Origin of the sequence: Blastomonas sp. (assembly GCF_046294995.1) — a bacterium.
Classification (GTDB): Bacteria; Pseudomonadota; Alphaproteobacteria; order Sphingomonadales; family Sphingomonadaceae; genus Blastomonas.
In genome coordinates, this window is sequence record NZ_JBKBOG010000004.1 from 9,112 (window position 1) to 34,887 (window position 25,776).

General features: G+C 64.9%; 24 protein-coding genes and 1 tRNA gene. 5 read left to right on the forward strand and 20 right to left on the reverse strand.

From position 1 onward, the window contains the following. From ACK4R0_RS07030 to ACK4R0_RS07040, 3 genes are all read left to right on the forward strand, one after another. Positions 1-899: chromate transporter (locus ACK4R0_RS07030; RefSeq protein WP_409672284.1), on the forward strand; the 899-nt coding region annotated here is incomplete at its 5' end. A gap of 122 nt (positions 900-1,021) precedes the next feature. Beyond that, positions 1,022-1,381, forward strand: a complete 360-nt coding sequence (locus ACK4R0_RS07035; protein WP_409672287.1) for a hypothetical protein — start codon at positions 1,022-1,024, stop codon at positions 1,379-1,381. Between the two features lie 123 nt (positions 1,382-1,504). After that, positions 1,505-2,233 carry a hypothetical protein gene (locus tag ACK4R0_RS07040; RefSeq protein WP_409672289.1) on the forward strand — a complete coding sequence of 243 codons (729 nt, stop codon included), beginning with the start codon at positions 1,505-1,507 and terminating at the stop codon, positions 2,231-2,233. A gap of 169 nt (positions 2,234-2,402) precedes the next feature. Here the strand turns inward: ACK4R0_RS07040 and ACK4R0_RS07045 are convergent, their stop codons facing one another. The 8 genes from ACK4R0_RS07045 to mdh form a co-directional block, all read right to left on the reverse strand. Next, on the reverse strand, positions 2,403-3,068 hold the full coding sequence (locus tag ACK4R0_RS07045) for a trimeric intracellular cation channel family protein (RefSeq protein WP_409672292.1): 666 nt from the start codon (positions 3,066-3,068) through the stop codon (positions 2,403-2,405). A gap of 144 nt (positions 3,069-3,212) precedes the next feature. After that, entirely contained in the window at positions 3,213-3,482 is a 270-nt protein-coding gene (locus ACK4R0_RS07050) for a PepSY domain-containing protein (protein ID WP_409672295.1), read from the reverse strand. 296 nt (positions 3,483-3,778) lie between these two features. Then, positions 3,779-5,176, reverse strand: a complete 1,398-nt coding sequence (gene lpdA, locus ACK4R0_RS07055; protein ID WP_409672298.1) for a dihydrolipoyl dehydrogenase — start codon at positions 5,174-5,176, stop codon at positions 3,779-3,781. 176 nt (positions 5,177-5,352) lie between these two features. Further along, complete coding sequence (gene odhB, locus ACK4R0_RS07060; protein ID WP_409672301.1) at positions 5,353-6,615, reverse strand: 2-oxoglutarate dehydrogenase complex dihydrolipoyllysine-residue succinyltransferase; 1,263 nt, start codon at positions 6,613-6,615, stop codon at positions 5,353-5,355. A 65-nt stretch (positions 6,616-6,680) separates the two neighbouring features. Further along, positions 6,681-9,506 (reverse strand): 2-oxoglutarate dehydrogenase E1 component, encoded by a 2,826-nt coding sequence (locus tag ACK4R0_RS07065; protein WP_409672303.1) that lies wholly within the window; start codon positions 9,504-9,506, stop codon positions 6,681-6,683. A 183-nt stretch (positions 9,507-9,689) separates the two neighbouring features. Further along, positions 9,690-10,577 carry a succinate--CoA ligase subunit alpha gene (gene sucD / locus ACK4R0_RS07070; RefSeq protein ID WP_409672306.1) on the reverse strand — a complete coding sequence of 296 codons (888 nt, stop codon included), beginning with the start codon at positions 10,575-10,577 and terminating at the stop codon, positions 9,690-9,692. Positions 10,578-10,586: 9 nt separating this feature from the next. Continuing rightward, positions 10,587-11,054, reverse strand: a complete 468-nt coding sequence (locus tag ACK4R0_RS07075; RefSeq protein WP_409672308.1) for a hypothetical protein — start codon at positions 11,052-11,054, stop codon at positions 10,587-10,589. Next, on the reverse strand, positions 11,047-12,009 hold the full coding sequence (mdh, locus tag ACK4R0_RS07080; protein WP_409672311.1) for a malate dehydrogenase: 963 nt from the start codon (positions 12,007-12,009) through the stop codon (positions 11,047-11,049). Before mdh ends, ACK4R0_RS07075 begins: the two co-directional genes overlap by 8 nt. A gap of 448 nt (positions 12,010-12,457) precedes the next feature. Here mdh and ACK4R0_RS07085 point away from each other — a divergent pair, with 448 nt between their 5' ends. Continuing rightward, complete coding sequence (locus ACK4R0_RS07085; protein ID WP_409672314.1) at positions 12,458-13,477, forward strand: polysaccharide deacetylase family protein; 1,020 nt, start codon at positions 12,458-12,460, stop codon at positions 13,475-13,477. A 195-nt stretch (positions 13,478-13,672) separates the two neighbouring features. Here ACK4R0_RS07085 and ACK4R0_RS07090 read toward each other — a convergent pair whose 3' ends face one another. From ACK4R0_RS07090 to infA, 12 genes are all read right to left on the reverse strand, one after another. After that, positions 13,673-14,587 (reverse strand): GNAT family N-acetyltransferase, encoded by a 915-nt coding sequence (locus tag ACK4R0_RS07090; RefSeq protein ID WP_409672317.1) that lies wholly within the window; start codon positions 14,585-14,587, stop codon positions 13,673-13,675. Between the two features lie 90 nt (positions 14,588-14,677). Beyond that, positions 14,678-15,274, reverse strand: a complete 597-nt coding sequence (locus tag ACK4R0_RS07095) for a DUF1989 domain-containing protein (protein WP_409672320.1) — start codon at positions 15,272-15,274, stop codon at positions 14,678-14,680. Next, positions 15,264-15,959: a guanitoxin biosynthesis heme-dependent pre-guanitoxin N-hydroxylase GntA gene (gene gntA / locus ACK4R0_RS07100; RefSeq protein WP_409672323.1), complete on the reverse strand. Its 696-nt coding sequence runs from the start codon at positions 15,957-15,959 to the stop codon at positions 15,264-15,266. Before gntA ends, ACK4R0_RS07095 begins: the two co-directional genes overlap by 11 nt. Positions 15,960-16,003: 44 nt before the next feature. Beyond that, entirely contained in the window at positions 16,004-17,446 is a 1,443-nt protein-coding gene (locus ACK4R0_RS07105; protein WP_409672326.1) for a UdgX family uracil-DNA binding protein, read from the reverse strand. Positions 17,447-17,457: 11 nt separating this feature from the next. Next, positions 17,458-18,708, reverse strand: coding sequence for a putative DNA modification/repair radical SAM protein (locus tag ACK4R0_RS07110; RefSeq protein ID WP_409672328.1), 1,251 nt, complete (start codon positions 18,706-18,708; stop codon positions 17,458-17,460). Positions 18,709-18,805: 97 nt separating this feature from the next. After that, on the reverse strand, positions 18,806-19,642 hold the full coding sequence (locus tag ACK4R0_RS07115) for an alpha/beta fold hydrolase (RefSeq protein ID WP_409672330.1): 837 nt from the start codon (positions 19,640-19,642) through the stop codon (positions 18,806-18,808). 90 nt (positions 19,643-19,732) lie between these two features. Next, a complete protein-coding gene (locus tag ACK4R0_RS07120) occupies positions 19,733-20,302 on the reverse strand; it encodes a DUF1993 family protein (protein ID WP_409672333.1) in 570 nt (189 codons plus the stop codon). Between the two features lie 86 nt (positions 20,303-20,388). Next, a tRNA-Phe gene (locus tag ACK4R0_RS07125) sits at positions 20,389-20,464 on the reverse strand. A 114-nt stretch (positions 20,465-20,578) separates the two neighbouring features. Beyond that, a complete protein-coding gene (locus ACK4R0_RS07130) occupies positions 20,579-20,743 on the reverse strand; it encodes a DNA gyrase inhibitor YacG (RefSeq protein ID WP_409672335.1) in 165 nt (54 codons plus the stop codon). Between the two features lie 9 nt (positions 20,744-20,752). Continuing rightward, positions 20,753-21,721: a ribonuclease E/G gene (locus ACK4R0_RS07135; RefSeq protein ID WP_409672338.1), complete on the reverse strand. Its 969-nt coding sequence runs from the start codon at positions 21,719-21,721 to the stop codon at positions 20,753-20,755. Continuing rightward, positions 21,718-22,314, reverse strand: a complete 597-nt coding sequence (locus tag ACK4R0_RS07140) for a Maf family protein (RefSeq protein WP_409672340.1) — start codon at positions 22,312-22,314, stop codon at positions 21,718-21,720. The genes ACK4R0_RS07135 and ACK4R0_RS07140 overlap by 4 nt, the downstream gene beginning before the upstream one ends. 11 nt (positions 22,315-22,325) lie before the next feature. After that, complete coding sequence (gene infA / locus ACK4R0_RS07145) at positions 22,326-22,544, reverse strand: translation initiation factor IF-1 (RefSeq protein WP_010162480.1); 219 nt, start codon at positions 22,542-22,544, stop codon at positions 22,326-22,328. A 295-nt stretch (positions 22,545-22,839) separates the two neighbouring features. Here infA and ACK4R0_RS07150 point away from each other — a divergent pair, with 295 nt between their 5' ends. Continuing rightward, positions 22,840-25,752, forward strand: coding sequence for a TonB-dependent receptor (locus tag ACK4R0_RS07150; RefSeq protein WP_409672342.1), 2,913 nt, complete (start codon positions 22,840-22,842; stop codon positions 25,750-25,752). Positions 25,753-25,776 lie beyond the last annotated feature (24 nt).

Here is a 25,776-nt window from a genome sequence, read left to right on the forward strand (position 1 = left end):
CGTTCAAGCGCGCGCTGGCGGTGCTGGCCTTTGTCGCATTGTTCTTTTTCGATCTGCCGTTTCCGCTCGTGGTGCTGGGCTCGGGGCTGGCCGGATTGCTGGTTGCGTCGTGGCGGCCGGGCCTGCTGCATGTGCCGGGCGACGCGCCGATGCCTGACCGCGCGCCGCGCCCGTCGATTGCTGCAACCGCACGCACCGTCGCGGGCTGGGCAGTGCTCTGGGCCGCGCCGCTGGTCCTCGCATGGGCGGTGCTCGGGCGCGATCACGTGCTGGTCGATATCGGGCTGTTCTTCTCGCAGCTGGCCTTGGTGTCGTTCGGCGGCGCCTATGCGGTGCTCGCCTATATGGCGCAGGAGGCGGTGCAGGGCTTTGGCTGGCTGAATGCGGGCGAGATGGTCGATGGGCTGGGAATGGCCGAGACCACGCCGGGGCCGCTGATCCTGGTCACGCAGTTCGTCGGCTTCATCGCCGCCTATCGCGATGCCGCGCCATTCGCGCCGCTGGTCGCGGGCATCCTAGGCGCGCTGCTGACCGTGTGGGTGACCTTCGCGCCGTGCTTCCTGTGGATATTCACCTTCGCGCCCTGGATCGACCGGCTGCAGCATGCCCGGCGGCTCAAGGGCGCGCTTGCGGCGGTCACCGCTGCGGTGGTCGGGGTGATCGCCAACCTCAGCCTGTGGTTTGGGCTGCACGTAGTCTTCGGCGAGGTCGGCCAGCTCGGTTTCGGTCCGTTGCGGGTTTACTGGCCCGATCTCGCGACGCTCGATGCGGTTGCACTGGCGCTGGCGCTGCTGGCGGGCGTGATGCTGATGGTGCTGCGGCGATCGGTGGTCGAGGTGCTTGCGCTGTCGGCCTTGCTCGCGCTCGGCATCCACCTTATGGCCGGGATGTTCATTTAAGGCGCCATTATCCTGAACGAACGCTGTCAGCCCAGTTCAGGCTTGCCACAGCGGCGACTCGCTATCCCCTCCATTGTGACGCCGGACAGGTCGGCGATCGGAACCAGATGGAGGAGACTTTGATGTTCGTAAAAACGTTGCTTGGCATCGCCGCCCTCGGCTCCGCTGCCATATTCGCCAGCCCTGCCGAAGCGCAACGCTGGGGCGGTGGTCCCGGATTTGCGCGTGGCGGCCCTACGCAAGCCGTCAACCAGTGCACCCGCGCGGTGCAGGCGGATCTGCGCCGCTTTGGCCGCTTTGGCCAGGTCACCGATATCCGCCGGGTCAACGATACCCGCTTTGGCTATCAGGTCCGCGGACGGGTCGCGGTCGAGCAGCCGCGGGGCCCCCGCGTCAGGCTCAACAGAGGAAATTTCACCTGCTTCGTGGATCGGGGCCGGGTGCGTGACGTGCGTTTTAGCGGACTCGGCAACTTTCGCTAAGACGACACTCGCCCACCGGGCTCCCGGGCGGTTCAGCGTGGCGACAGGCTGAACCGCCTAAACAATCGGTTAAACACGGTACAGCCCACCGCAGCTGGACCATTGACTTGAAAGGCAAATGACATGCTGAAAGCTTTGACAGGCCTGGGTGCAGTGGGTGCGATGATGGCAACCGGCTTTGCGCCAGCGATGGCCGCACCGGTGCAGGCGCCCGTTGGCACCTCGGACTATTCGGCGGATTATTCGGCGCTGGCCGATCTCGCATGGGATCAGCGCGACGAGCAGGCCGAGCAGTGGCGCGGCGGATGGAACAACCGCGGCTGGCGCGGGCGCAACCGCGGCATCGATGGCGGAGATATCCTTGCAGGCGCGCTGATCATCGGTGGCATTGCCGCCGTCGCCAGCGCCGCAACCAACAGCGCCAACCGGCGCGGACCCAATGACCGCTACAGCTATAACGACGATGTCCGCTCGGCCTCCAGCCAGTGTGGCGCGGCGGCAGCGGCGCAATCGGGTCTGGGCTCGCGGATCGAGCGGATCGACAATGTCGTGCGCGAAGGCAATGGCTGGCGCGTTGAAGGGCTGGTCGGGTCGCGCAATGCCGGCGTCGACAGCTTCACCTGCGGCATCAGCTTTGGCCGGATCGATTACGTCCGCTTCAACCGTGCCAACGGCGCCTGGGGCGCGGATGGCCAGAATTATGGCGGGCCAAACTATGGCGGGCCGAATTACGGCGGACAGGCCTATGGCGGGCAGGACTACGGCAATCCTGGCGACCCTTCCTATGCACCGTATCCGGACGACGACGATTACGGCTATCGCAACGGCGCGGACCCGTATCTGCCTGAATAACCAATGCCTTTGCCGGGTGGCGGGGTGCCAATCACGCCCTTTCGCCTGGCTTCCACCCCTGCGGCGCGCTGCGCCCCTTCGCGCGCCGCAGGGGTAATAACATGATCCCGATCAGGATCGATATTCCCATTAACCCATCGACCGGCACCTCAGCCTGAATGCCATCGCGTCAGTCCTCGGGCTGGCCGCCGCCGCGATAGGCGGGCAGCGCGATGTTGTAGCGGATCGCAAGACCACGCAACGCGAACCCAGCGATCGCCGCGATGACCGCGGCGACGGGGCGGTCGACTGCGATCAGCCGCAGCCCGACATACGAGCCGGATGCCAGCGCGGCGGCGGTGACGTAAAGCTCGGGCCGCAGGATGATCGAGGGCACGCCCGCCAGCACGTCGCGGATAATGCCGCCGACGCACGCGGTGATCACCCCCATCATCACCGCAGGCAGCGGGTCGACGCCATATTGCATCGCCTTGGCCGCGCCGAACACGCCGTACGCACCCAATCCCACCGCATCGAACCAGTCGAGCATCCGCCCCTGCCACCAGCGTTGCGGCGTGATCCACAGCAGCACCGAGACCGCGAGCACCACGACCAGCACCGACGAATTGACGATCCAGAACACCGGCGCGCCGATCAGCAGATCGCGCACCGTCCCGCCGCCGACCCCGGTGACGAGTGCGAAGAAGGTGAAGGTGACAAAGGTCTGCCGCTTGGCCGCCGCCGCCAGCGCGCCCGATGCGGCAAACACCGCGATCCCGAACATGTCGAGCACGCTGAATATCATGCCGAGATCGAAGGCCGGGCCGAGCTGGCCGGACAGGAGCGGACTGGTCATCCGTGCCGATTAGCGCACGTTTGCCGCAATGGAAGCAGATTCAGGCGGGGTGACCCAATTCGTCACCAGGCCTCGGAGCAGGTTTCATGCAATACACCGCCTGCTTGCGCGGGGCACGGTGCACTGCATGGAACCTGTGCTCGATCAATCCTCGCGTTCGCGGCTGATGATCTTGTAGTCACGCGACAGCTTGAAATCGTAGACGCCATCCTTGCATTTGGCGTTGTCGGCTTCGAATCCGCCATCCTCGCGCTCGATTTCGGTCGGGTTGGTGCAGCCGACCTTTTTCAGCGCGGCGATCACGCCCGCGCGCTCCTGGGCCGTCGGCGTGTCGTTGTCCGCAAGTGCGGGGGTGGTCATAAGAAGGGCGGCGACTGCGGCAATGGCAGCCTGGCCTGCGATCATGGGCTTCATGGCGTGTTCCTTTGTTGGGGTTACCCCAACCTTACGCAGCACCGCCGCTGATCGTTGCAAGCGCCGCCCGCCCGTGCGCCGTACGTCCGCCTCTCGCTTGAGGGGAGAGGTTCCTTCCAATGGCCCCTCCCTTGATGGGAGAGGCAGCGACACTTGGCAGCTTGCTGCCTAGTTGCAGCGGTGAGGGTGAGGGTGCGGCTGGGCGCAGCGACGCAGCATTCGTACAATCCGGAGGGATCACCCCCACCCAACCCTCCCAATCGAGGGGGAGGGCTTTTAGGTGAGGGAGAGGTCGATCAGATGTGGATCGGCTTGCCCTGCACCGCCATCGCGGCTTCCTTGAGCGCCTCGCTGTGCGTGGGGTGGGCGTGGCAGGTGTAGGCGATGTCTTCGGACGTGCCGCCGAACTCCATCGCCTGGGCGGCCTGCGCGATCATCGTGCCGCCGAGCGAGGCGATGATCCATACGCCCAGGATGCGGTCAGTCTTGGCATCGGCGATCACCTTGACCATCCCGTCGCCCTCGTGGTTGGTCTTGGCGCGCGAGTTGGCCATCATCGGGAACTTGCCGACCTTGATTTCGCCACGCTCCTTGGCCTGCTCTTCGGTGAGGCCGACGCCCGCGATCTCGGGCATGGTGTAGACCACGCTCGGGATGATGTCGTGGTTCACGATTCCGGTGAGGCCTGCGATGTTCTCGGCGACCGCAATGCCCTCGTCCTCGGCCTTGTGCGCCAGCATGGGTCCGGGAACGACATCGCCGATCGCCCAGATGCCGGGGACCGCGGTGCTGAAATCATGCTCGATCTCGATCTGTCCGCGGCCATTGACGGCGAGCCCCGCCTTGTCGAGCGCGAGCCCATCGGTGTTGGGACGACGGCCGATCGAGACCAGAACGACGTCGGCCTCGATGGTTTCGGCATCGCCGCCCGCCGAAGGCTCGACCGAGAGCATGGCCTTGCCATCCTTGACTTCAGCGCCGGTGACCTTGGTCGACAGCTTGAACTCGATCCCCTGCTTCTTGAACAGCTTGAGCGATTCCTTGCGGATTTCGCCGTCCATGCCGGGCAGGATCATGTCGAGATACTCGACCACGGTGACCTTGGCGCCGAGGCGCTTCCACACCGATCCGAGCTCGAGCCCGATCACGCCGCCGCCGATGACGACCATGTGATCGGGGACCTTGGCAAGCTCGAGCGCGCCGGTCGAATCGACGATGATTTGGCTCTCGTTATCAACCGTGATTCCGGGCAGCGGGGTGACCGACGATCCGGTGGCGATGACGATGTTCTTGGCGCGATAGCTCTTGCCACCGACATCGACCGTATCGGTGCCGGTGAACGCGGCGCGGCCCTTGATCCACTCGACCTTGTTCTTCTTGAACAGGAACGCGATTCCGCCGGTGAGACCTTTTACGGCATCGCGCCGCTGCGCGTGCATGGTCTCGAGGTCGAGCTCGCCCGAGCCCTTGATGCCCAATTTGGCGAGCTTGCCGCTGGCGGCTTCCTCGAACAGTTCGGACGCGTGCAGCATCGCCTTGGACGGGATGCAGCCGACATTCAGGCAGGTGCCGCCCAGCGTCTCGCGGCTCTCGACGCACGCGGTCTTGAGGCCAAGCTGCGCCGCCCGGATCGCGGCGACATAACCGCCGGGACCGGAACCGATCACCAGAACGTCGAAATCATAGTCAGCCATTTTCAAACTCCATCGTGCGCCGGATTTAACCGGGCTACGTTTGCAATTCCATCCCCGTCATTCCCGCGAACGCGGGAATCCCGCTTTGCGCTGCCGGAGAGAAAAAGCGGGACCCCCGCCTGCGCGGGGGTGACGAGAGCAGGAATTTCGTTTTCCTGCTCACGCCGGACACGAAATCAAAGATCAATCAGCAACCGCGTGGGATCCTCGATCGCTTCCTTGATACGCACCAGGAACGTCACAGCCTCGCGGCCATCGATCAGGCGGTGGTCGTAGCTGAGCGCCAGATACATCATCGGGCGGGCGGCGATCGAGCCGTCGGGCATCACGACCGGACGCTGGTCGATGCGGTGGAGGCCGAGGACCGCGCTCTGCGGGGGGTTGATGATCGGGGTCGACATCAGCGAACCGAAGACGCCGCCGTTCGAGATGGTGAACGTGCCGCCCATCATCTCGTCCATCTTGAGCGTGCCGTCCTTGGCGCGCTTGCCGAAATCGGCGATGGTCTTTTCGATGCCGGCAAACGACAGCGTCTCGGCATTGCGGATGACCGGCACGACCAGGCCGTTCGGCGCGCTGACCGCGACCGAGATGTCGGCGTAGTTGTGATAGACAATTTCGTCGCCCTCGATCTGCGCATTGACCGACGGGACATCCTTGAGCGCCAGGCACGCGGCCTTGGCGAAGAAGCCCATGAAGCCCAGCCGGATACCGTGCTTCTTCTCGAACAGATCCTTGTACTTGGCGCGCGCCTCGATCACCGCGGTCATGTCGACGTCGTTGAACGTCGTCAGCATCGCGGCGGTATCCTGCGCCTCCTTGAGGCGGCGCGCGATCGTCTGGCGGATGCGGGTCATGCGCACGCGCTCGGTCTCGCGACCGGCTTCGCCGCTGGCTGCAGGCTTGGCGGCGGCGGGTGCGGGGGCAGCGGCGGGAGCAGGCGCGGCCTTGGCGGTTTCGGCCGCGGCGAGCACGTCTTCCTTGGTCAGGCGGCCATCCTTGCCGGTGCCCTTGATGCTGGTCGGGTCAAGCCCATGCTCGAGCACCAGACGGCGCACCGCAGGCGACAGGCTGACAGGTTCGCCAGAAGGCGCGGGCGAGGGGGCGGGCGAAGGCGCCGACGCGGCAGGCGCGGGGTCGGCCTTGGCGGCAGCCGGAGCAGGCGCGGGCGAGGATGCGGGCGCCGACGATCCGCCGCTGCCAGCCGCCTCGATCATCGCCAGCAATGCGCCGACCTGCACGGTGTCGCCGGCGGCATACATCTGCTGGCCCATCACGCCGGCGGACGGCGCAGGCACTTCGACCGCGACCTTGTCGGTTTCCAGGCTGGCGATCGGCTCATCGGCGGCCACGGTATCGCCGGGCTGCTTCAGCCACTCGCCGATGGTGGCTTCGCTGATCGATTCACCCAGGACGGGGACTTTGACTTCGATGCTCATGGGTCTCAAACCTTCAACTTTGCCCGCGTTGTGACGGGCGGAAACGACTGTATTCTCTGCGGCGATCAGCTGCCGCGCTGACGGCGGATTTCATCGCGGACATCATGGCCCAGCGCGTCTGCGATCAGCGCGCCCTGTTCGACCTGGTGCCGCTTGGCCAGCCCCGTGGCGGGGGATGCCGCCGCGATCCGGCCGGCATAGCGCGGCCGCTTCGGCGCGACGCCCGCATCGGCAAGGCACTCCTCGATGAACGGCTCGACGAAGAACCAGCTGCCGTTGTTCTTGGCCTCTTCCTGCGCCCAGACGACGTCCTCGAGATTGACCATGCGCTTGAGGCGGATGGTCAACGGGTCACCCGGGAAGGGATAGAGCTGCTCGAGCCGGATGATCGCGGTTTCGGTATCGCCTGCGGCATCGCGCGCTTCCATCAGATCGAACGCGACCTTGCCCGAGCACAGCACCAGACGCTTGACGTCCTTGTCGTCGGGCTGCTTGGGATCGGACAGGATGCGCATGAAATGGCTGCCGGTGGCGAAGTCCTTGGCCGTCGACACCGCCATCTTGTGCCGCAGCAAGGACTTGGGCGTCATGATCACCAGCGGCTTGCGGAACGGGCGGTGCATCTGGCGGCGCAGCACGTGGAAGTAGTTGGCCGGCGTCGTGATGTTGCACACCTGGATGTTGTCGCCCGCGCACATCTGCAGGAAGCGTTCGAGACGCGCCGAGCTGTGCTCGGGGCCCTGGCCTTCCATGCCATGCGGCAGCAGCAGCACCAGACCGTTGGCGCGCAGCCACTTGGCCTCGCCGCTGACGATGAACTGGTCGATCATGATCTGCGCGCCGTTGGCGAAATCGCCGAACTGCGCTTCCCACAGCACCAGGGTCTTGGGGTCGGCCATCGCATAGCCGTACTCGAAACCGAGCACGCCATATTCGGACAAGGGGCTGTCGAGCACCTCGAACCGGCCGTGCGGAACCTGCTCGAGCGGCAGGTAGCGGCCGCCGGAGTTCTGATCGATCCACACCGCATGCCGCTGGCTGAAGGTGCCGCGACCCGAATCCTGGCCCGAGAGGCGGACCGCATAGCCTTCCGACACCAGAGACCCGAACGCCAGCGCTTCGCCGGTCGCCCAGTCGAAGCCTTCGCCCTTGGCGAACATCTCGCGCTTGGCGTCGATCACGCGGCGCAAGGTCTTGTGCACCTCATGGCCTTCGGGGACGGTGGTCAGCGTGCGGCCAAGGCTCTCGAGCAACTTCTTGTCGATGCCGGTCTCGACGTTGCGGCGCGCGCTTTCGGGGTCGGCGGGCATGTGCAAGCCCGACCAGCGCCCGGCGAACCAATCGGCCTTATTGGCCTTGTAGTTCTTGCCCGCCTCGAACTCGACCTCGAGATGGTCGGTGAAGGTCTTGGCGGTGTCGTCGATCCAGTCCTGGCTCACCACGCCCTGCGCGATCAGCCGGTCGCCATAGATCTTGCTGACGCGCGGATGCTGGCGGATCTTGGCGTACATCAGCGGCTGGGTGAAGCTTGGTTCGTCGCCCTCGTTGTGGCCGAAGCGGCGATAGCACCACATGTCGATGACGACATCGCGATGGAACCGCTGGCGGAAGTCGATCGCCATCTTGCAGGCGAAGGTCACGGCCTCTGGATCGTCGCCGTTGACGTGCAGGATCGGGGCTTGCACCCCCTTGGCGACATCCGAAGGGTAGGGCGAGGAGCGCGCGAACTGCGGGCTGGTCGTGAAACCGATCTGGTTGTTGACGATGAAGTGGATGCAGCCGCCGGTGTTGTAGCCACGGATGCCCGAGAAGCCGAGGCATTCCCACACGATCCCCTGACCCGCAAACGCCGCATCGCCGTGCAGCAGAACCGGCAGCACCTGGGTGTGATGATCGAGATCGTCGCGCACGACCTGCTGCGCGCGGACCTTGCCGAGCACGACCGGATCGACCGCCTCGAGGTGCGAGGGGTTGGGGACCAGCGACATATGGACGCTGATACCGTCGAACTCGCGGTCGGTGCTGGTGCCGAGGTGGTACTTCACGTCGCCCGATCCGCCGACGTCGTCAGGGTTGGCCGAGCCGCCCGAGAATTCGTGGAAGATCACGCGATAGGGCTTGGCCATGACATTGGCGAGCACGTTGAGGCGGCCGCGATGCGGCATGCCATAGACGATTTCCTTGAGGCCCAATTGGCCGCCATACTTGATCACCGCTTCGAGCGCTGGGATCATCGATTCGCCGCCGTCGAGCCCGAAGCGCTTGGTGCCGACGTATTTCTTACCGAGGAAGTTCTCGAAGGTTTCGGCCTCGATCACCTTGGAGAGGATCGCCTTCTTGCCGTTCTCGGTGAACTCGATGTTCTTGTCGACGCCTTCCATCCGGTCCTGGAAGAAGCGGCGCTCCTCCACGTCCGAGATGTGCATGTATTCAAGCCCGACCTTGCCGCAGTAATTGGCGCGCAGGGTGTCGATCAGCTGGCGCACGGTGGCCTTGTCGAAGCCCATCGTGCCGCCCAGGAACACCTCTTCGTCCATCTCGGCAGCGGTGAAGCCGTGATATTCGGGGGTGAGATCGGCGGGGAGCTCCTGCTGCGACAGACCCAGCGGGTCGAGCTCGGCTGCCAGATGGCCGCGCACCCGGTAGGTGCGGATCAGCATCATCGCGCGGATCGAGCGGTCTGCGGCGCGCGCGATCGCGGCCTCGTCGATCGGCTTGCCAGCGCCCTTGCCTGCATCGCGGATCGCCGCCTTGACTGCGGCCTGCATCTGCATCGGATCGAGCGCCGCGGTCAGATCATCGCCATCGCCCAGCGGCCAATTGTCGCGCTGCCAGCTCGGGCCCGCCTGGGGCGCTTCGGCAGGGTCAAAATCATGTGCGTCGTAGGTCATAATCTAGCGTCCCAATATCCCCTCTCCCCACCGAGGGAGAGGGTTGCGCAGACTTGGGCACGTATGTGCCCTAGTCGAAGCTGGGAGAGGGGGAAAACGCGCTACCGGTCGTCCTCCCAGCCCTCTCCCTCGCATCGCTTCGCGATGCTTTCCCTCTCCCGTGAAGGGAGAGGGAAGATTACGTCAAACCGTCTCGAGCAGTTCCGCCAGCGTGGTGCCGAGCAGCGAGGGTGAGGGCGAGACGCGGATGCCGGCGGCTTCCATTGCCGCGATCTTGTCGTCCGCGCCGCCTTCGCCGCCCGAAACGATCGCGCCTGCATGGCCCATGCGGCGGCCCGGAGGTGCGGTCTTGCCGGCGATGAAGCCGACCATCGGCTTGCTGCGGCCGCGCTTGGCTTCGTCCTTGATGAACTGCGCGGCTTCTTCTTCGGCGCTGCCGCCGATTTCGCCGATCATGATGATCGAGGTGGTCTCGTCATCGGCGAGGAACAGCTCGAGCACGTCGATGAAGTTGGTGCCGTTGACCGGATCGCCGCCGATGCCGACCGCCGTGGTCTGGCCCAGGCCAACCGCAGTTGTCTGGTGCACGGCTTCATAGGTCAAGGTGCCCGAACGCGAGACCACGCCGACCGAACCCTTTTTGAAGATACTGCCGGGCATGATGCCGATCTTGCATTCGTCGGGCGTGAGCACGCCGGGGCAGTTGGGGCCGATGAGGCGCGACTTGCTGCCGACCAAAGCGCGCTTGACGCGCACCATGTCGAGCACGGGGATGCCTTCGGTGATGCACACGATCAGCTCCATCCCGGCGTCGATCGCCTCGAGGATCGAATCCGCGGCGAACGGCGGCGGAACATAGATGCAACTGGCGGTCGCGCCGGTCGCATGCCTGGCTTCGGCAACGGTGTTGAAATTGGGCAGGCCGATATGCGTGGTGCCGCCCTTGCCGGGGGTCACGCCGCCGACCATCTGCGTGCCATAGGCCAAGGCCTGTTCGGTGTGGAACGTGCCGGTCGCGCCGGTCATGCCCTGCGTGATCACCTTGGTGTGCTTGTTGACGAGAATGGACATTCAGAGCTCCTAAAAGGCTGCGCCGATAATACGGACTTTGGGTTGGTCAGATTTGGTGTCCGGGAAAAATTGAAGCCCGCGGGTAACGGTGCCAGATTTTTTCATCCAGATGCTGGAGTCGGTTTGCTTGACGCCACGGCCTAATGCTTTCGAAAACGAATTTTCGAGCTGTTGCTGATCTGCTGCAGTATCCAAAGCGGATTCAACAACACAAATGCGTGTTACGCCATCTTTGTCAGGTGGAAAGGTCACGGCGATAGGCAATGTGCCGTGATTAAATCGATCTCCTTCAGGAGATGCGATCCAGGTTTCCGACCCTTGAAAACTCTCGCGTGATGCGCCGTTTTTCGATGCTGACAACATGCAATCCATGCCTGCCCGGTACGTATAGTAGATCAGCGGCGGTGGCACAGAGGCGTGAGCCGCTGTGCCAACGAGAACCGCTAGAGCCAAGGGCAGGCGGACGAAGTTAGCCAAGGCTCGAGTCCAGCGCCTTACACGCGTCGAGCAGTTCCTTGACCGCGTCGACCGAGACCTGCAGGTTGCCCTTGGCTTCGTCGTCGAGTTCGATCTCGACGATCTGTTCGACCCCGCCGGCGCCGATGATCACCGGAACGCCGACATACAGGCCATCAAGGCCATACTTGCCTTCGACATAGGCCGCGCAGGGCAGCAGGCGCTTCTGGTCCGACAGATAGGCTTCGGCCATCGCGATGCCGCTGGTGGCGGGTGCGTAATAGGCCGAGCCGGTCTTGAGCAATGCGACGATCTCGCCGCCACCGCCACGGGTACGCTTGACGATTTCGTCGATGCGCTCCTTGGTCGAGCGGCCCTGCTTGATCAGGTCGGGAACGGGGATGCCGGCAACGGTCGAATACTGGACCACGGGCACCATGGTATCGCCATGGCCGCCGAGCACGAAGGTGTTGACGTCGCGGACCGAGACCTGGAACTCGTCGGCGATGAAGTGGCTGAAGCGCGCGCTGTCGAGCACGCCTGCCATGCCGACGACCATGTGGTGCGGCAGGCCGGAGAATTCGCGCAGCGCCCAAACCATTGCGTCGAGCGGGTTGGTGATGCAGATGACAAACGCGTCGGGCGCGTTGGCAGCGATGCCTTCGCCCACGGCCTTCATGACCTTGAGGTTGATGCCGATCAGGTCATCGCGGCTCATGCCCGGCTTGCGGGCAACGCCTGCGGTGACGATGATGACGTCGGCGCCTGCAATATCGGCGTAATCGTTGGTGCCGGTGATCTTGGCGTCAAAGCCTTCGACCGGGCCGCACTGCGACAGATCGAGCGCCTTGCCCTGCGGCACGCCTTCGACCACGTCAAACAGCACGACATCGCCCAGTTCCTTGAGCGCAGCCAAGTGCGCGAGCGTTCCGCCGATGTTGCCTGCGCCGATCAGCGCGATCTTCTTGCGTGCCATGGTCAATCCTTTTTGCGAAAGTTATGAATTCCGGCCGAAGCTGCCTGTCACGAAAGCGCGGGGTGGAGTGGGTGCGTGCGCATTCCTTGAGCAGAAGTCCGGCATTATGCGTGTCCGTTTCACGACCTGTAGGTGGCGCGCACCGGATTCCCCCGGCCTGAATCGTCGCCTTGTCGGCATGCCTAGGCCGCTTGCATAACCATTTCAACCGTCAAAAAGCCCCCGAGCTGAATTATCTCTGCAATTGAAAACTGTTAGCAATAAACCCGCTGGTCGGCGCGCAGGTGGTGCAGCTCGTCTTGTCGGTATAATGCAGAAGGACTATGAAATGGCCCATTTCGAAACAAAGCGAATTAACATGGAATCGACTTTGCCCGCCCTCGGGTGTACTTCTTGCCGTGCTGCGACATCGGTAAGCTGGTCTTAACCGCCTCGACATAGAGAGTGAATGATGGTTACCAGAGTTCAGTTCACCGTCGATACCGAATTGTCGCTCAAGCTCTATCAGGAGGGTGCGAGCGCGCAGGAGAATTTCGACAGTTCGATCGCCGGCAAATGCCGCGACGGCGAGTACGGAATTTTTTACCAGATGGACCGGCTGGAGGCCGCCGGATTGACCGGTGTGTTCTTCGTCGATCCGATGCCCGCTCTGGTCTACGGCCCTGGCGTGGTGGCGCGGATCGTCGAGCCGATCCTGAAGCGCGGGCACGAGGTGCAGCTGCACATCCACACCGAATGGCTGGAATTTGCCCGCGATCACGAATATGCGCACCTGCGCGGCCGCAACATCGCTGATTTCGCGCTCGACGACCAGATCCGCCTGCTCGAGCAGGCGCGCGCGCTGCTGATGATGGCGGGCGCGCCCAAGCCGACGGCCTTTCGCGCAGGGAACTTCGGCGCCAACAACAACACGCTGCGGGCGCTGAGCGCGCTCGGCATCCCGTATGACAGCAGCTTCAATCCGGCATTTCTGGCGGGCGAATGCGATATCGATCTGCCGGTCCACACACCGCCGTTCAGCAAGCACCTCGGCGTCGGCATCATTCCGGTGAGCGTGATCGAGGACCGTCCGGGCAGCATCCGCGGGGTGCAATTGTGCGCGTTGTCCGCCTGGGAAATGCGCGATGCGCTGGTCCACGCCGCCGACGATGGCTGGCCGTGCTTCACCATCGTCAGCCACAGCTTCGAGCTGCTCAGCCGCGATCGCAGCCGCGCCAACCCCATCGTCGTCCGCCGTTTCGACGCGATGTGCCGCAACATCGCCAAGCATGGCCAGCTCGAGCCGGTCGGCTTCGCCACGCTCGAGCCGCATGCCCGGCAGTCGTTCACCCGGCTGCCGACCAATCTGGTGCGCACGGTGCTGCGCTATGGCGAACAGGCGGTCAGCCGCATGCGGTACGAAGCGGGGATATTGTCGACGCTTTTCCTCAACGAATTTGTCGCGCTGGAGGGAATGGTCGCGATTTGACGGTGGCCAGGCGGATGTCGCGGAGCCTGGGGCAGGCGCTGCACGACGTCTCTCGACTTCGCTCGGGAACACGGGCGGCCGGCAAAATGCGGATCGTTGCCCCCCTCCGTCTGTCCCGAGCGAAGTCGAGGGACGTGTGTTCCGAGGTAGCCGAAAGGTCGTGCCTTCAGGATTGAAGGGCCGGTTTGGCTAGCCTCACCCCCGCAGCAATTTCCTGATCTTCGCCTTCGCGCCGATGCGGTCGAGCCAGGCGCCGGTGCCTTCGACCGCGGTGTTGAAGCCGTGCTGCCCGGCGAGCAAGGCGCGGTTGGCCAGTGTCGGTTTGAGCAGGAACACCGTCGCGCACTGCACCTGATCGGTGCCGAACAGCATTTTGTGCGCGCCGTCGCCTTCGGTGAAATCGAAATAGCGAAAGCGCTGCTCGGCGAACAATTGCTCGAGCGCGTGCATCTGCAACACCGTGCCCGGCGACAGGTGCGCGCTCGCCTGATCGTAGCCGAGATAGGCATAGATCAACACGTCATCTTCGACCGGGAGATACAGATAGGCGATCGCGCGACCTTGCAGAAACAGGATATAGGCGCGCAGATTGTCCGACCCTGCCAGCCTGTGCGCCTCGGCGCGGAAGGCATCATTGCAGGGCAAGCCCGAATTGAGCAGCCGTGCCTGATAGGTCTGCTCGGACAGCGGCAACGCCGCTGCGAAGAATGCATCGATCTGGTCGGGGCGGTGATAGCTGCGGATATCGAGCGAACCGCCGCCAGCATCGGCCAGCTTGCGCATCTTGCGCTTGAGCGTTGCGCGGGTCTTGGACGAGAATTGGGCGAGATAACCGTCATGCCCGGTCGCCATGTCGATATAATGCCGCGCGTAAATCTGTGGCTGCGAGGCGATCAGCCCCGGAAAGTCACGGCCCAGTTGCGCGATCCGTCCGATCGGCGCCGATTGCAGGCGATAGCCATCGGCAGCGTCGGTCAGCGGCGCTGCCACCAGCGGCGCATCGCGCAGGATCGCATTGAGGCCGTACGCCACCGGCACCAGCATCCGCGTCGCAGCGAACACCGGCCGGTCTCCCAGCAGAAAACGGACGTGTGTGGCGACGGGCTGCATGAAGCGAAAGGGTCCGGCAAGATTGGCGATGTCTCCGCCCTAACCCAGCCCGGTTAAGATCGCTTGAACCCTCGTCTCGGCCGTTCGTCCTCAGTCGAGGATTTCATAAGCGATCGGCTTGAACGATCCGTTGTTCGATTGCAGCGCCGAACACGCGGTAAGCCCGATCACCAGATCCTGATGCGCCAGGAAGCTCACGCTCTCGCCAGCCTTGCTGCGCGGCGGATCGACCCGCAGTTCGCCGGTTTCGCCATCGACCGGCACGTTCATGAAGCAGTTGAACGCGATCGGGATCATGTCCTCGGTCACGCCATAGGGCTCGAGCGCTGCAGCGAGATTGCCGAAGCAACCGCGGTGCGGATCGGTATCGCCATAGATGATGCGAAAGGTATCCTTCGAGCACGGCGTGAGCAGGAAATCGTGCCGCCCGACCTCGTCGGCGGTGATTTCCAGCATCACGTTGCTGCGGTTGGAATACAGCAGATCGCCCGTCGTCAGATAGATCCTGCTGGCGTAATCGAGCGTGCGGCCCGAGGAAATCACCTCGTGGATGTCGCTGCGGTTGAACGCCAGCAGATCGGCCACCTGCTCGCCGCGCGGGTCGATGACGCGCAGCGTCTGGCCCTTGCGCAGCTCGAACGCGGTGCCCGAGCGCGGCGGGATTTCGTGGACGAAATCAGAAGGCATTTTGCGGTACCTTGCGCTGGCTCATCGGGCATTTCCAAGCATTGTCGACCGCCCGCCCGCTATACTGTCGCGCTTCCGACATCGTTCCGTGGACCGCGAGCATCGGATTGATGTCGCCCGCCAGCTTGATGTCGCGGTCGAGGATCGTGCCGCGCAATTTCTCGTACAGTCCGTTGGCGCGCAATTGCTCGAACTGGTCGTGCAGGTTGAACACCAAAGCCGGACGCTCGAAGCGGCGCGCGGGGCGGCTGGCACCTGGGTGCAATCCGACGACGAAGAAGGCCTCGCCGCCGAAGCTCAGCGAGAAATGCGGGTCGTCGGGATCGGCGCTGACGCGCGGGTCGGGCTTCTGTCCCAGCCATGCGTCCTTGTCGGTCAGCGACTGCACGCGCTGCCACAGATGCCGTTCGAACTGCTCCTCGGTCAGCCCGGCGTCTTCCTCGAACAGCACCGCGAGCGACTGGAACGGCACGGGGTCGCGCGCATAATCCTGCGCGATGTCCATCAGCGAGGGCAGGATGCGCAGATCGTCCCAGCCGGAGCGCAGATCGCGCCCGACGATGATCCGCATCTGCCCCTTGGCCAGCGCAGACTTGGCACCGACGCAGGGGAACTGAGGAGTCTTGATGAAGGCCCGAAACCGCTGTGCCAACGGGTGGTCTTGATTGCTGCTTGGGGTGAACATGCCTCCCCTACGCATTGGGGTGGCGCGGGTTGCATAAAACTGAATCACGCCGAGATGGCTTTGGCCAGCGACCGCGCGACGGCGAGATCGGCGACGAATGCGGCGCGTTCCACCGCCGCGCGCTGGCGATCGGGTAGCCGCAGCAGGAACGAGGGGTGCACCGTCGCCACCAGCCGCTCACCGCCTGCCAGCGTAATCGGTTTGCCGCGCATCGAGCTGATGCTCGCGCTCTTGCCAGTCAGGCCGCGCAGCGCGCTGCCGCCCAAGGAAACGATGATGTCGGGCTTGACCAGATCACGCTCCTGATCGAGCCACCAGCGGCAGATATCGATCTCGCCGGCAGTCGGGTTCTGGTGCAGGCGCCGCTTGCCGCGCGGTTCGAACTTGAAGTGCTTGACCGCATTGGTGACGTACAGTTGCGCGCGGTCAAGCCCGGCCTCGTCGAGCGCTTCATTGAGCAATTGGCCCGCAGGCCCGACGAACGGGCGGCCTTCCAGATCCTCGCGGTTGCCGGGCTGTTCGCCGACCAGCATGATCCGTGCGTCCGCCTTGCCTTCGCCTGCGACCGCCTGGGTCGCGTTGCAGTGGATCGGGCAGCGGGTGCAGGCCTGCAGGCCGCGCGCGAGACCCTCGATCGTCGCCGTTTCGCCCGGCATCACCGCCTCCGGCTCCCCGCGCACGCGCCATTTGTCGCTGCGGGGGTTGGCGAGCTGAACGGCGGTTTCGCGCATCCGCTCGACCCGCGCCCCGGCGCCTGCGAGCAGCGGGGCGATGTCCTGCGCCTCGGGCAGGTTGTGCCAGTATTTCTTGGGCATCTCGGCGCGCATCGCGGCGATCTTGACTCGCGCGGGGTTGAAGATCGATCCGTAATACATCCGCCACTGGTCCTCGACGACATCGCTGTCGGGCACCTCGTCGCGGGTGCCGCCGGGGCCGAAGCTGAGTGTCTCGTTCTGCCAGATCGCGCGCGCGTCCGGCGTCAGAATCGCCCAGTCCATGCCGTAGAAGCGCTTGCGGAAGAACGGTGCGCCCAGCCGCAATATGCGGTGTTCGGGCTCGAACCAGGCGGCGAAGGATTCGCGGCCGGTCTCGTCTTCGCCCAGCCTGCGAAAGCGGACGAAGGCGTGCATCTTGTGCAGGTCGCGGCGGATCGACTTGTCGGCCTTGGCGAGCCAGTCGACATCATCGTCGGTGCGCCGCTCGAGCAGCCGCCGATCGGTCAGAGCGCGCCAGGCGATGGTATAGAGCCGGGTCGGCACATTGGCGTCGCGGTGGCAGACCACGCGGTCGAGCGTGGTTACGAGCGCGCGGGGCAGGGTGATCGCGCGTTTCGGCACCAGCGGCGCGGTATCGGAAAACAGCGACGCACTCTCGCCTGCCTGCCGCCAGACGATATCCTCGGGCGGCACTTCGGCGGCGAGCAGGGTGCGCGCAGCATCGCGCCATTCGGCAAAGTCGCCCGGGGTGTTGAGGATGATCTCGCGCATCGTTCGTGGCTTCAGAGCGCGAGGCTCATCTGCTCGGGCGGCGGGGCGAAGCGCGCGCGCAAGTTTTCGCTGTCGGTCAGCCCGCCGGGCCGCCAGTCGGGGGTGGTGATGAACGGCAGCACCTTCTTCACCGACGCGGTCAGCTTGGCGAGATCGCCCAGCCGCACCGCCCCCAGCCTGCGTGCCATGATGATCCGCTCGACCGCCTTGGTGCCGAGGCCAGGTACGCGTAGCAGCATCTCGCGCGGCGCGCGGTTGATATCGACCGGAAACGCCTCGCGCCGCTGCAGCGCCCAGGCGAGCTTGGGGTCGATGGTCAGGTCGAGCATGCCGTCGTCGGCGCCCTCCATGATCTCGGCGCGCGAAAATCCATAGAAACGCAGCAGCCAGTCGGCCTGGTACAGCCGATGCTCGCGGATCAATGGCGGGCGTACCGGGGGCAGGTCGCTGCTCGCATCGGGGATCGGGCTGTAGGCAGAGTAATAGACGCGGCGGAGCTTGTACCCCGAATAGAGGCTGGTCGCCGATTGCAGGATATCGTCATCGCGCGAGGCATCCGCGCCAACGATCATCTGGGTCGACTGGCCCGCAGGCGCAAAGCGTGGCGCCTTGGCTTTCTTGAGCAACCGCCCGCGCGAGGCTTCGGCCGCATCGTCGAGCCCGACCCGAACGCCGGCCATCGTCTTACGGATCGTCGCCGAGGTCTTTTCGGGCGCAAAGCTCTTCAATCCCGCTTCGGTCGGCAGCTCGACATTGGTCGAGAGCCGGTCGGCATAAAGCCCGGCACGCGCGATCAGCTCGGGCGATGCGCCAGCGATGGTCTTCAGATGGATATAGCCACCGAACCGGTGCTCCTCGCGCAGCAACCGCGCGACCTCGACAAGCTGCTCCATCGTGTAATCTTCCGAGCGGATGATGCCGGAGGACAGGAACAGCCCCTCGATATAGTTGCGCTTGTAGAAATCGAGCGTCAACCGCACGACCTCTGCCGGATTGAACCGCGCACGCGGCACGTTGCTCGACGCGCGGTTGATACAGAATCGGCAATCGTAAATGCAGAAATTGGTGAGCAGGATCTTGAGCAGCGAGATGCAGCGGCCATCGGGAGCATAGCTGTGGCAGATTCCCATCCCGCCGGTCGAGCCGATGCCCTTGGTGCCGGTCGAATCGCGTTTGACCGTTCCCGACGACGAGCACGAGGCATCATATTTCGCCGCATCCGCAAGGATGGCCAGCTTTTCGAGAATCGGTTTTTCGCTCATCCCTCCGCTATAGGGTCAAGAACAAAGAAAGAACAGCGGCTTGGCAGCTTCGTCCGCCCGGTCCGTCGCAAATCCGGACCGGGCAGGGGAGCGCGGGTCAGCTGCGGATGAACGCCAGGATGTCGGCGTTGAGCTTGTCGGCGTTCACCGTCAGCATGCCGTGCGACAGGCCTTCGTAGATCTTCAGCTCGCAATCGGGGAGCAATTCGGCCTGGTGGAGCGCTGCGTTCTTGTACGGCACCACCTGGTCGTCGTCGCCGTGCAGGACCAGGGTCGGCACCGTGATCGCGCGCAGGTCTTCGGTCTGGTCGGTTTCGGAGAAAGCCTTGATGCCTTCGTAATGCGCCTTGGCGCTGCCCATCATGCCCTGCCGCCACCAGTTCTCGACCACCGCCTCGTCGGGCTCCGCATCTTCGCGGTTGAAGCCGTAGAACGGACCCGATGCGACATCGCGGAAGAACGCGGCGCGGTTTGCGGCGAGCGCGCTGCGGAAGCCATCGAACACCTCGATGTCGAGACCATCGGGATAGCGATCGGTCTTGAGCATGATCGGCGGCACCGCCGCGACCAGCACCGCCTTGGCAACGCGTCCCTGCGGAATGCCATGCTGCGCGACATACCGCGCGGCCTCGCCGCCACCGGTCGAATGGCCGATATGCACCGCGTTCTTCAGATCGAGATGCGCGGTGACGGCGGCGGCATCGCTGGCATAATGGTCCATGTCATGGCCCTCGCTCACCTGCTCCGACCGACCATGCCCGCGCCGGTCGTGCGCGATGACGCGGAAACCGTGGCCGAGGAAGAACAGCATCTGCGCATCCCAGTCGTCGGACGACAGTGGCCAGCCGTGGTGGAACATGATCGGCTGCGCGTCGCGCGGCCCCCAGTCCTTGTAGAAGATCTGCGTACCATCGGATGCGGTTACATAGGCCATGCTGGGTCTCCCTTGCTGCAGTTGAAGATAGCCGGTGTTTTGGACTCAAGCATGACATCGGCCAGGCGCCCATCCCATGCGGGCAGCCGATCAGTCGGGCTGGGGCATCGTCCCGGGTCGGATGAAAGCGAACATGTGCGCTGCATAATCCGCCTTGCCCAGAGCGATACCTTCGGCGCGAAGGATCGCATAGGCCGCCATCAGATGGAAATAGAATTGCGGGATCGCCCAGTCGCGGACGTATTGCGCGGCGGTGAGATCGAAGACCATGCCGTTGGGCAAAGCGTGCGCGACCGCCGTGTCGGGCGCCAATTCGGGGGTTTCGGCAGAGGCGGTTTCGACGATGCCAATCGTATCGGCAATCACCGCCTGTGCATCGGCAATGGTCTGCGCGCCCGATCCGGCGTCGAGCCCTTTGTTGCGCAACGTGTCGACCGAGGCGGGCGGGTCCTCCTGCCGGAGCCGGGCCATGCCCTCCTGCGCCTGGACGCAGGCAAAGCAGACCTGGGTGAACAGCGGGAACATGTCGGGGGCCAGCCGCGCACTCATGATCGCTGCGGCCTTGTCTTCGGGCAACTGATCGGCGGCCTTGCCCAGCCATGCCGACAGCGCGGCGAGCGTCTGGAGATAGGTTGGCACCAGAGTGTCGTTGAGCGTCATGACCTGATCCTTTCGTAAGCCACGACCATAAGCCGGCGCGAAGGCAGAACAAGCTTTGATCGACGAGCGAAGGATCTGGGAAAAAGTGGTGCCCGGGGACGGGGTCGAACCGCCGACACTGCGATTTTCAATCGCATGCTCTACCAACTGAGCTACCCGGGCATCCGGCCGCACCATAATGCGGCGTCGATCGCCTCACCGGCGATTTGGAGCGCCGCCTATAGGCAGGCGGGGCGGGACTTGTCCATAGCAAAATCGCTGTGCATCATCACAGCCTCAATCATAGTCCGCATCGGGATCGTCCACCGCCGGGCCGGGGACGGCATAGCCTTCGCCCAGCCATTGCAGCAGGTCGCGATCCTTGCAGGCCTTGCTGCAGAACGGCGTGAATTCGGCGCGCGCGGGCTTGCGACACAAGGGGCAGGGGCGGGGATTGGCCATGCCGGGTATCTAGGAGGGCTGCGGCGCGACTGCAACCGGGCGGCCGGTGCGCTGCTCCAGGGCCTGCGCCAGCGACCATTCGCGCGCCAGCAATTGCGATTCGGGCGGCGACAATGCCAGCGTCAGCGTGCCCGTGCCCTGATCGCGTTCGGCACTGCGCAGGCTGGCGAGCAATCGCCAGCGCACAGGGTCTGCGGCATAAAGCTCGATCAGCGAGGGGCGGGTGCGCTTGAGCACGATCTGCATCAGCCCGAAGCCGTTGATCGCGGTGCGCTCGCACGGGGTGGTCATCGCCGCATCGAAATAGTTCGCCACCGCGTTGCGGTCGGCCTTGTCGGCGAGCGTGGGAAAATCGACGACGATCCCGCCGCCGATGCCATGGCGGCGGATCGCATGCGCCACCTGAGTCGCAGCGGCCAGGCCCAGCGCGCGCGGGGCGATGTCGCCATCGACGTCGATCACCATCATCGCAGGCGTGGGCGACAAGGTCAGCGCTCCGCCGGCAAAGGCGATCTGGCCGGTCTCGGCTTCGGCGAGAACCTCGTGCCAGCCCGCCTCCGCGAGCAGATCGGGTCCGTGCGCGGAGGTTTGCCTGATCTCGTGGCCATCGGCGGTGATTCGCTCGAGCAGGGTGGGGCCGGGAGTGAGCGGCGTGGCGTTGGTGACCGCGCGCAGACGGGCGGGCTTGTGCCGCGCGGTGCCGGGCTCGAACAGGGCTTCGCGCAGCACCTCGGCGCGCACGGTCTTGCCCTCGCTCAGCTCCTTCGGCACCGGCTGCAGCATCGCCTCGCCACCAGCGGCCAGCGCAACGCGCGCGCGGTGACCGCCAGCGCTTTTCGCCAGCAGCCGTCCTTCGACGACCGCGCCGCAGCCCAACGTCGTATCGCTCCGCTGGATGCGCGCTTCGATGATCCGGCCCAGCTCGATCAGCGCCGCGCGTTCCTCGCCGATGCCGGCTTCGTAAATCCAGTGGGTCATGTGGCGGTACTCGCAAGCGCGGGGTTGAGCAGGCCGGCGGTGACCAGCATGCTGCGGGTCTCGTACAGCGGCAGCCCCATGATGCCGCTGTAACTGCCCGCGATCGAGCGGATCAGCGCCTCGGCGCTGCCCTGGATGGCATAGCCGCCGGCCTTGCCCTGCCACTCGCCGCTGGCGATATACGCGTCGATTTCGTCGGCGTGCAGGCGTTTGAAAATGACGGTGCTTTCGGACAGTCGGTGCAGGCTGCGGCCATCGGGGAGCGTCAGCGTAACGGCGCTGAGCACCATATGGCGGCGTCCAGAGACCAGATCGAGGCACATCCGCGCCTCGGCCTCGCTCTCTGCCTTGGGCAGGATGCGGCGGCCGACCGCGACCACGGTATCGCCCGAAAGGACGGCGCTGTCTGGATGCAGTGCGGTCACGACCGCGGCTTTCTCGGCCGCCATCCGCCGCGCATAGACGCGAGGCAGCTCGGCCTTGAGCGCGCTTTCATCGATATCGGCAGGAACAATGGCATCGGCGGTCACACCGATCCGTGCCAGCAACTGCTGGCGGCGCGGACTGGCCGATGCGAGGATGAGATGGGGCATGGCCGCCATGCTCATTTGAAGCGGTAGGTAATCCGGCCCTTGGTCAGATCATAAGGCGTCAGTTCGACCAGAACTTCGTCGCCCACCAGCACGCGGATGCGGTTCTTGCGCATCTTGCCGGCGGTGTGGCCGAGGATTTCATGGTCGTTTTCCAGCTTCACCCGGAACATGGCATTGGGAAGCAGTTCGACCACCTGGCCGCGCATTTCGAGAAGTTCTTCTTTTGCCATTCGGCCCCTGCAATGTGGTTCTTGTGACGAGAGTGCAGGTCTTGCACCAACGTTATGCGCCGCTGTTCCGGGGAATGCCCTGCGCAAAGGTGAGCGCGCCTTACAGACAAAGCGTGCAAAAGAAAAGACGGGACTTGCTGCCCCGTGCCACGCCGTCTCAAAACCCTTCGCTAAAATTTGTTACAATTCAGCACTGGCTAAGGTGGGTCGCCGCATCATATTGCGCTGCAACACGATCTCTCCCCCCGATGCCGTTCCCCACGGCGCTTGCAAGACAGAAGAGCATAAGTCCCCCATGACCCTAACGCTGCGCCTCCCGACCAGCCCGTTCCCGCTCGCTCCGGCCCAGCTGATGCGCCCGGCGCTTGGCCTTTCGCTGACGACGTTGCTGGCGCTGACCGCCAGCCCCGCTGCTTTTGCCGCTGCGGTCGATGCAGCCGCGCAGACGTTGACCCAGCCCCAGGCGCAGACCCCCGACACCGCGCCAGCCGATATCGAGCCCGATGACGACGGCGATACCATCGTGGTGCGGGCAGAGCGGCTGCGCGGATCGGTGCAGACCGATGTGCCCCCGGTCGCCGAACTGACGGCCGAAGATGTCGCAAGCTATGGCGCGTCGTCGCTTGCCGAACTGCTCGAGCAGATCGCGCCGCAGACCGGCAGCGCGCGCGGGCGTGGCTCGGGTGGCCCGGTGGTGCTGCTCAACGGCCAACGCGTCTCGGGCTTCCGCGCGATCCGCGATCTGCCGCCCGAGGCGATCCAGAAGGTCGAGGTGTTTCCCGAGGAGCTGGCGCTCAAGTTCGGCTTCCGCCCCGACCAGCGCGTCATCAACATCATCCTGGTCGACAACTATCAGAGCATCGCCGCGGAGGTCGAAGGCGGGCTTTCCACCCAGGGCGGCTATGGCACGACCGAGTTCGAGGCGACCTATACCAAGCTGGGCAAGAACACCCGGCTGATCGTCGATGTCGAATACGAGATGGCGACCGCCCTGCGCGAGAGCGAGCGCGGGATCATCCAGCCCGACAGCAGCGCGCCGTTCGCGCTGGGCGGCAACATCGGCGCGTCGCCTTTTGCCTCGGGGAGCGAGATCGACCCGGTGTTGAGCGCGCTGGCGGGCCGTCCGCTGACGCTGGCAGGCGTGCCGCAGGGGATCACCGGGGCGCCCGCGCTGTCGGCGTTCAACAACCCTGCCAACACCACCGATCTGGGCGAGTTCCGCACGCTCATTCCCAACTCGGACCGGATCCAGGCCAATGCGACCTATATCCGCAACCTGGGCCCCGACACCAATGTGCAGGTCAACGCGACCTACACCAACAATTTCGCGACATCGTTGCTCGGCCTCAACACCGCGACGCTGCTGATTCCGGCAACCAACCCGTTCTCCCCGTTCAGCCGCGATGTGTCGCTGCTCACCGCGTTCGGCGATCCGCGTGCGATCACCCGCACCATCGACAGCGACACCTATTCGCTGGGCTTCAACGCCAATGGCGTGCTGCCTGCCTCGTGGAAGTGGTCGCTGACCGGGGACTATACCCGCGTCGATACGCTGACGATCATCGACCAGGCGGTCGACGTTTCGGCGCTGCAGGCGGGAATCTCGAGCGTCACTAACCCGGTCAACCCGTTCACCGGGACGCTGGGCACGCTGCTGCCTGCGCTGATCAGCGATTCGGCGCAGAGCCGCAACCAGCTGTTCAACAGCCAGCTGACGGTCAACGGCACGCTTGCCGATCTGCCCGCCGGCCCGGTGAGCATGACGCTGGTCGGCGGATTTGCCCGCCGCCTGCAGGATTCGACCGACAGCCGTCTCGCCGGACAGGCCAGCACCTCGCTGACCCGCAGCGAGGCGAACGTCTCGGCCAACATCGACGTGCCGTTGGTCGACCAATATGCCAGCGACTGGTTCGGCAAGCTCTCGGTCAACGGCAATCTGGGCTATCGGCAGCTCAGCGATGCCGGCGGGTTGCTCAGCTTCGGCTACGGCCTCAACTGGTCGCCGACCGACACGCTGACGCTCCAGGCCTCGCTGATCGCCGAAGAGGCCGCGCCGGGAATCAGCCAGCTGGGCGATCCGCAGATCGTCACCCCCAATGTCAGCACCTTCGATCTGGCACGCAACGAGACCGTGCTCGCGACGGTCATCTCGGGCGGCAATCCACTGCTGACCCCCGAAGAGCGTCGCGACGTCAAGATTTCGCTCAACTATCGCCCGCCGTTCCTCGAAGGGCTCGATTTCCTCGCCGAGTTCATCCGCAACCGCAGCTATGGCACGACCTCGTCGTTCCCGATCCTGACGCCAGAGATCGAGGCGGCATTCCCCGACCGGATCATCCGCGATGCCGACGGGTCGCTGCTCGCGATCGACCAGCGCGCGATCAACTATGACCGCGTGACCAGCGATCGGCTGCGCTATGGCATCAACTTTTCCAAGCGCATCGGCGGCGACGAACAGCGCGGGGGCGGATTTGGTGGCGGTCGCGGACCCGGCGCCGGTGGCGCTCGCGGTGCTCCGCCGGCAGCGGCGCCCGGAGGCGAGGGCGGTCCGCCGCCCGCCGATGGTCAGCCCGGCGCGGCGCCTGCGGACGGCCAACCGCGCGGCGAGGGGGCAGCGCCCGACGGCCAGCGGCGTGGCCCAGGCGCTGCGGCCGGCGGTCAGCGTGCCGGGGCAGGCGGTCCTCCCCGCGGTGGACCTCCGGGCTTTGGTCCCGGTGGTCGCGGCGGCCGCTGGAACATCTCGGTCTATCACACCGTGCGCTTTGCCGAGACGATCCGCATCCGTCCGGGTCTTGCCGACCTCGATCTGCTGGGAGGCTCTGCCACCGGCTCGAGCGGTGGCGTGCCGCGCCATGGCGTCGAGATGGAGGGCGGATTGTTCCTCAACGGCGTGGGCCTGCGCTTTACCGGCAACTACCAGAGCGGATCGCGGGTCGATGGCGGCACGGCGGCGGGCGCGACCGATCTGCGTTTCAACGACATCGCCACCTTCGGCATGCGCACCTTCGTCAATTTCGACAACAAGCCCGCGCTGACCGAGGCTGTGCCTTTCCTCGCGGGCAGTCGCCTGCGGTTTTCGATCGACAACATCTTCAACGCCCAGCAGCGCGTGACCACGCAGGACGGCACCGTGCCGTTGCGCTATCAGCCTGGCTTCATCGATCCGCAGGGCCGCGTCGTCTCGCTGAGTTTCAGAAAACGCTTCTGAAACCGGCGTTAACCAGCCCAAATT

What these genes read in the sequence shown, in the direction of transcription:
- ACK4R0_RS07065 (WP_409672303.1), bottom strand. Translation starts at nt 9,506, where the DNA reads ATGACCTACGACGCACATGATTTTGACCCTGCCGAAGCGCCCCAGGCG.
- ACK4R0_RS07050 (WP_409672295.1), bottom strand. Translation starts at nt 3,482, where the DNA reads ATGAAGCCCATGATCGCAGGCCAGGCTGCCATTGCCGCAGTCGCCGCC.
- ACK4R0_RS07040 (WP_409672289.1), top strand. Translation starts at nt 1,505, where the DNA reads ATGCTGAAAGCTTTGACAGGCCTGGGTGCAGTGGGTGCGATGATGGCA.
- infA (WP_010162480.1), bottom strand. Translation starts at nt 22,544, where the DNA reads ATGGCAAAAGAAGAACTTCTCGAAATGCGCGGCCAGGTGGTCGAACTG.
- gntA (WP_409672323.1), bottom strand. Translation starts at nt 15,959, where the DNA reads ATGTTCACCCCAAGCAGCAATCAAGACCACCCGTTGGCACAGCGGTTT.
- ACK4R0_RS07095 (WP_409672320.1), bottom strand. Translation starts at nt 15,274, where the DNA reads ATGCCTTCTGATTTCGTCCACGAAATCCCGCCGCGCTCGGGCACCGCG.
- odhB (WP_409672301.1), bottom strand. Translation starts at nt 6,615, where the DNA reads ATGAGCATCGAAGTCAAAGTCCCCGTCCTGGGTGAATCGATCAGCGAA.
- ACK4R0_RS07120 (WP_409672333.1), bottom strand. Translation starts at nt 20,302, where the DNA reads ATGACGCTCAACGACACTCTGGTGCCAACCTATCTCCAGACGCTCGCC.
- sucD (WP_409672306.1), bottom strand. Translation starts at nt 10,577, where the DNA reads ATGTCCATTCTCGTCAACAAGCACACCAAGGTGATCACGCAGGGCATG.
- ACK4R0_RS07135 (WP_409672338.1), bottom strand. Translation starts at nt 21,721, where the DNA reads ATGACCCACTGGATTTACGAAGCCGGCATCGGCGAGGAACGCGCGGCG.
- lpdA (WP_409672298.1), bottom strand. Translation starts at nt 5,176, where the DNA reads ATGGCTGACTATGATTTCGACGTTCTGGTGATCGGTTCCGGTCCCGGC.
- ACK4R0_RS07130 (WP_409672335.1), bottom strand. Translation starts at nt 20,743, where the DNA reads ATGGCCAATCCCCGCCCCTGCCCCTTGTGTCGCAAGCCCGCGCGCGCC.
- ACK4R0_RS07085 (WP_409672314.1), top strand. Translation starts at nt 12,458, where the DNA reads ATGATGGTTACCAGAGTTCAGTTCACCGTCGATACCGAATTGTCGCTC.
- ACK4R0_RS07150 (WP_409672342.1), top strand. Translation starts at nt 22,840, where the DNA reads ATGACCCTAACGCTGCGCCTCCCGACCAGCCCGTTCCCGCTCGCTCCG.
- ACK4R0_RS07045 (WP_409672292.1), bottom strand. Translation starts at nt 3,068, where the DNA reads ATGACCAGTCCGCTCCTGTCCGGCCAGCTCGGCCCGGCCTTCGATCTC.
- ACK4R0_RS07090 (WP_409672317.1), bottom strand. Translation starts at nt 14,587, where the DNA reads ATGCAGCCCGTCGCCACACACGTCCGTTTTCTGCTGGGAGACCGGCCG.
- ACK4R0_RS07115 (WP_409672330.1), bottom strand. Translation starts at nt 19,642, where the DNA reads ATGGCCTATGTAACCGCATCCGATGGTACGCAGATCTTCTACAAGGAC.
- ACK4R0_RS07105 (WP_409672326.1), bottom strand. Translation starts at nt 17,446, where the DNA reads ATGCGCGAGATCATCCTCAACACCCCGGGCGACTTTGCCGAATGGCGC.
- ACK4R0_RS07110 (WP_409672328.1), bottom strand. Translation starts at nt 18,708, where the DNA reads ATGAGCGAAAAACCGATTCTCGAAAAGCTGGCCATCCTTGCGGATGCG.
- mdh (WP_409672311.1), bottom strand. Translation starts at nt 12,009, where the DNA reads ATGGCACGCAAGAAGATCGCGCTGATCGGCGCAGGCAACATCGGCGGA.
- ACK4R0_RS07140 (WP_409672340.1), bottom strand. Translation starts at nt 22,314, where the DNA reads ATGCCCCATCTCATCCTCGCATCGGCCAGTCCGCGCCGCCAGCAGTTG.
- ACK4R0_RS07035 (WP_409672287.1), top strand. Translation starts at nt 1,022, where the DNA reads ATGTTCGTAAAAACGTTGCTTGGCATCGCCGCCCTCGGCTCCGCTGCC.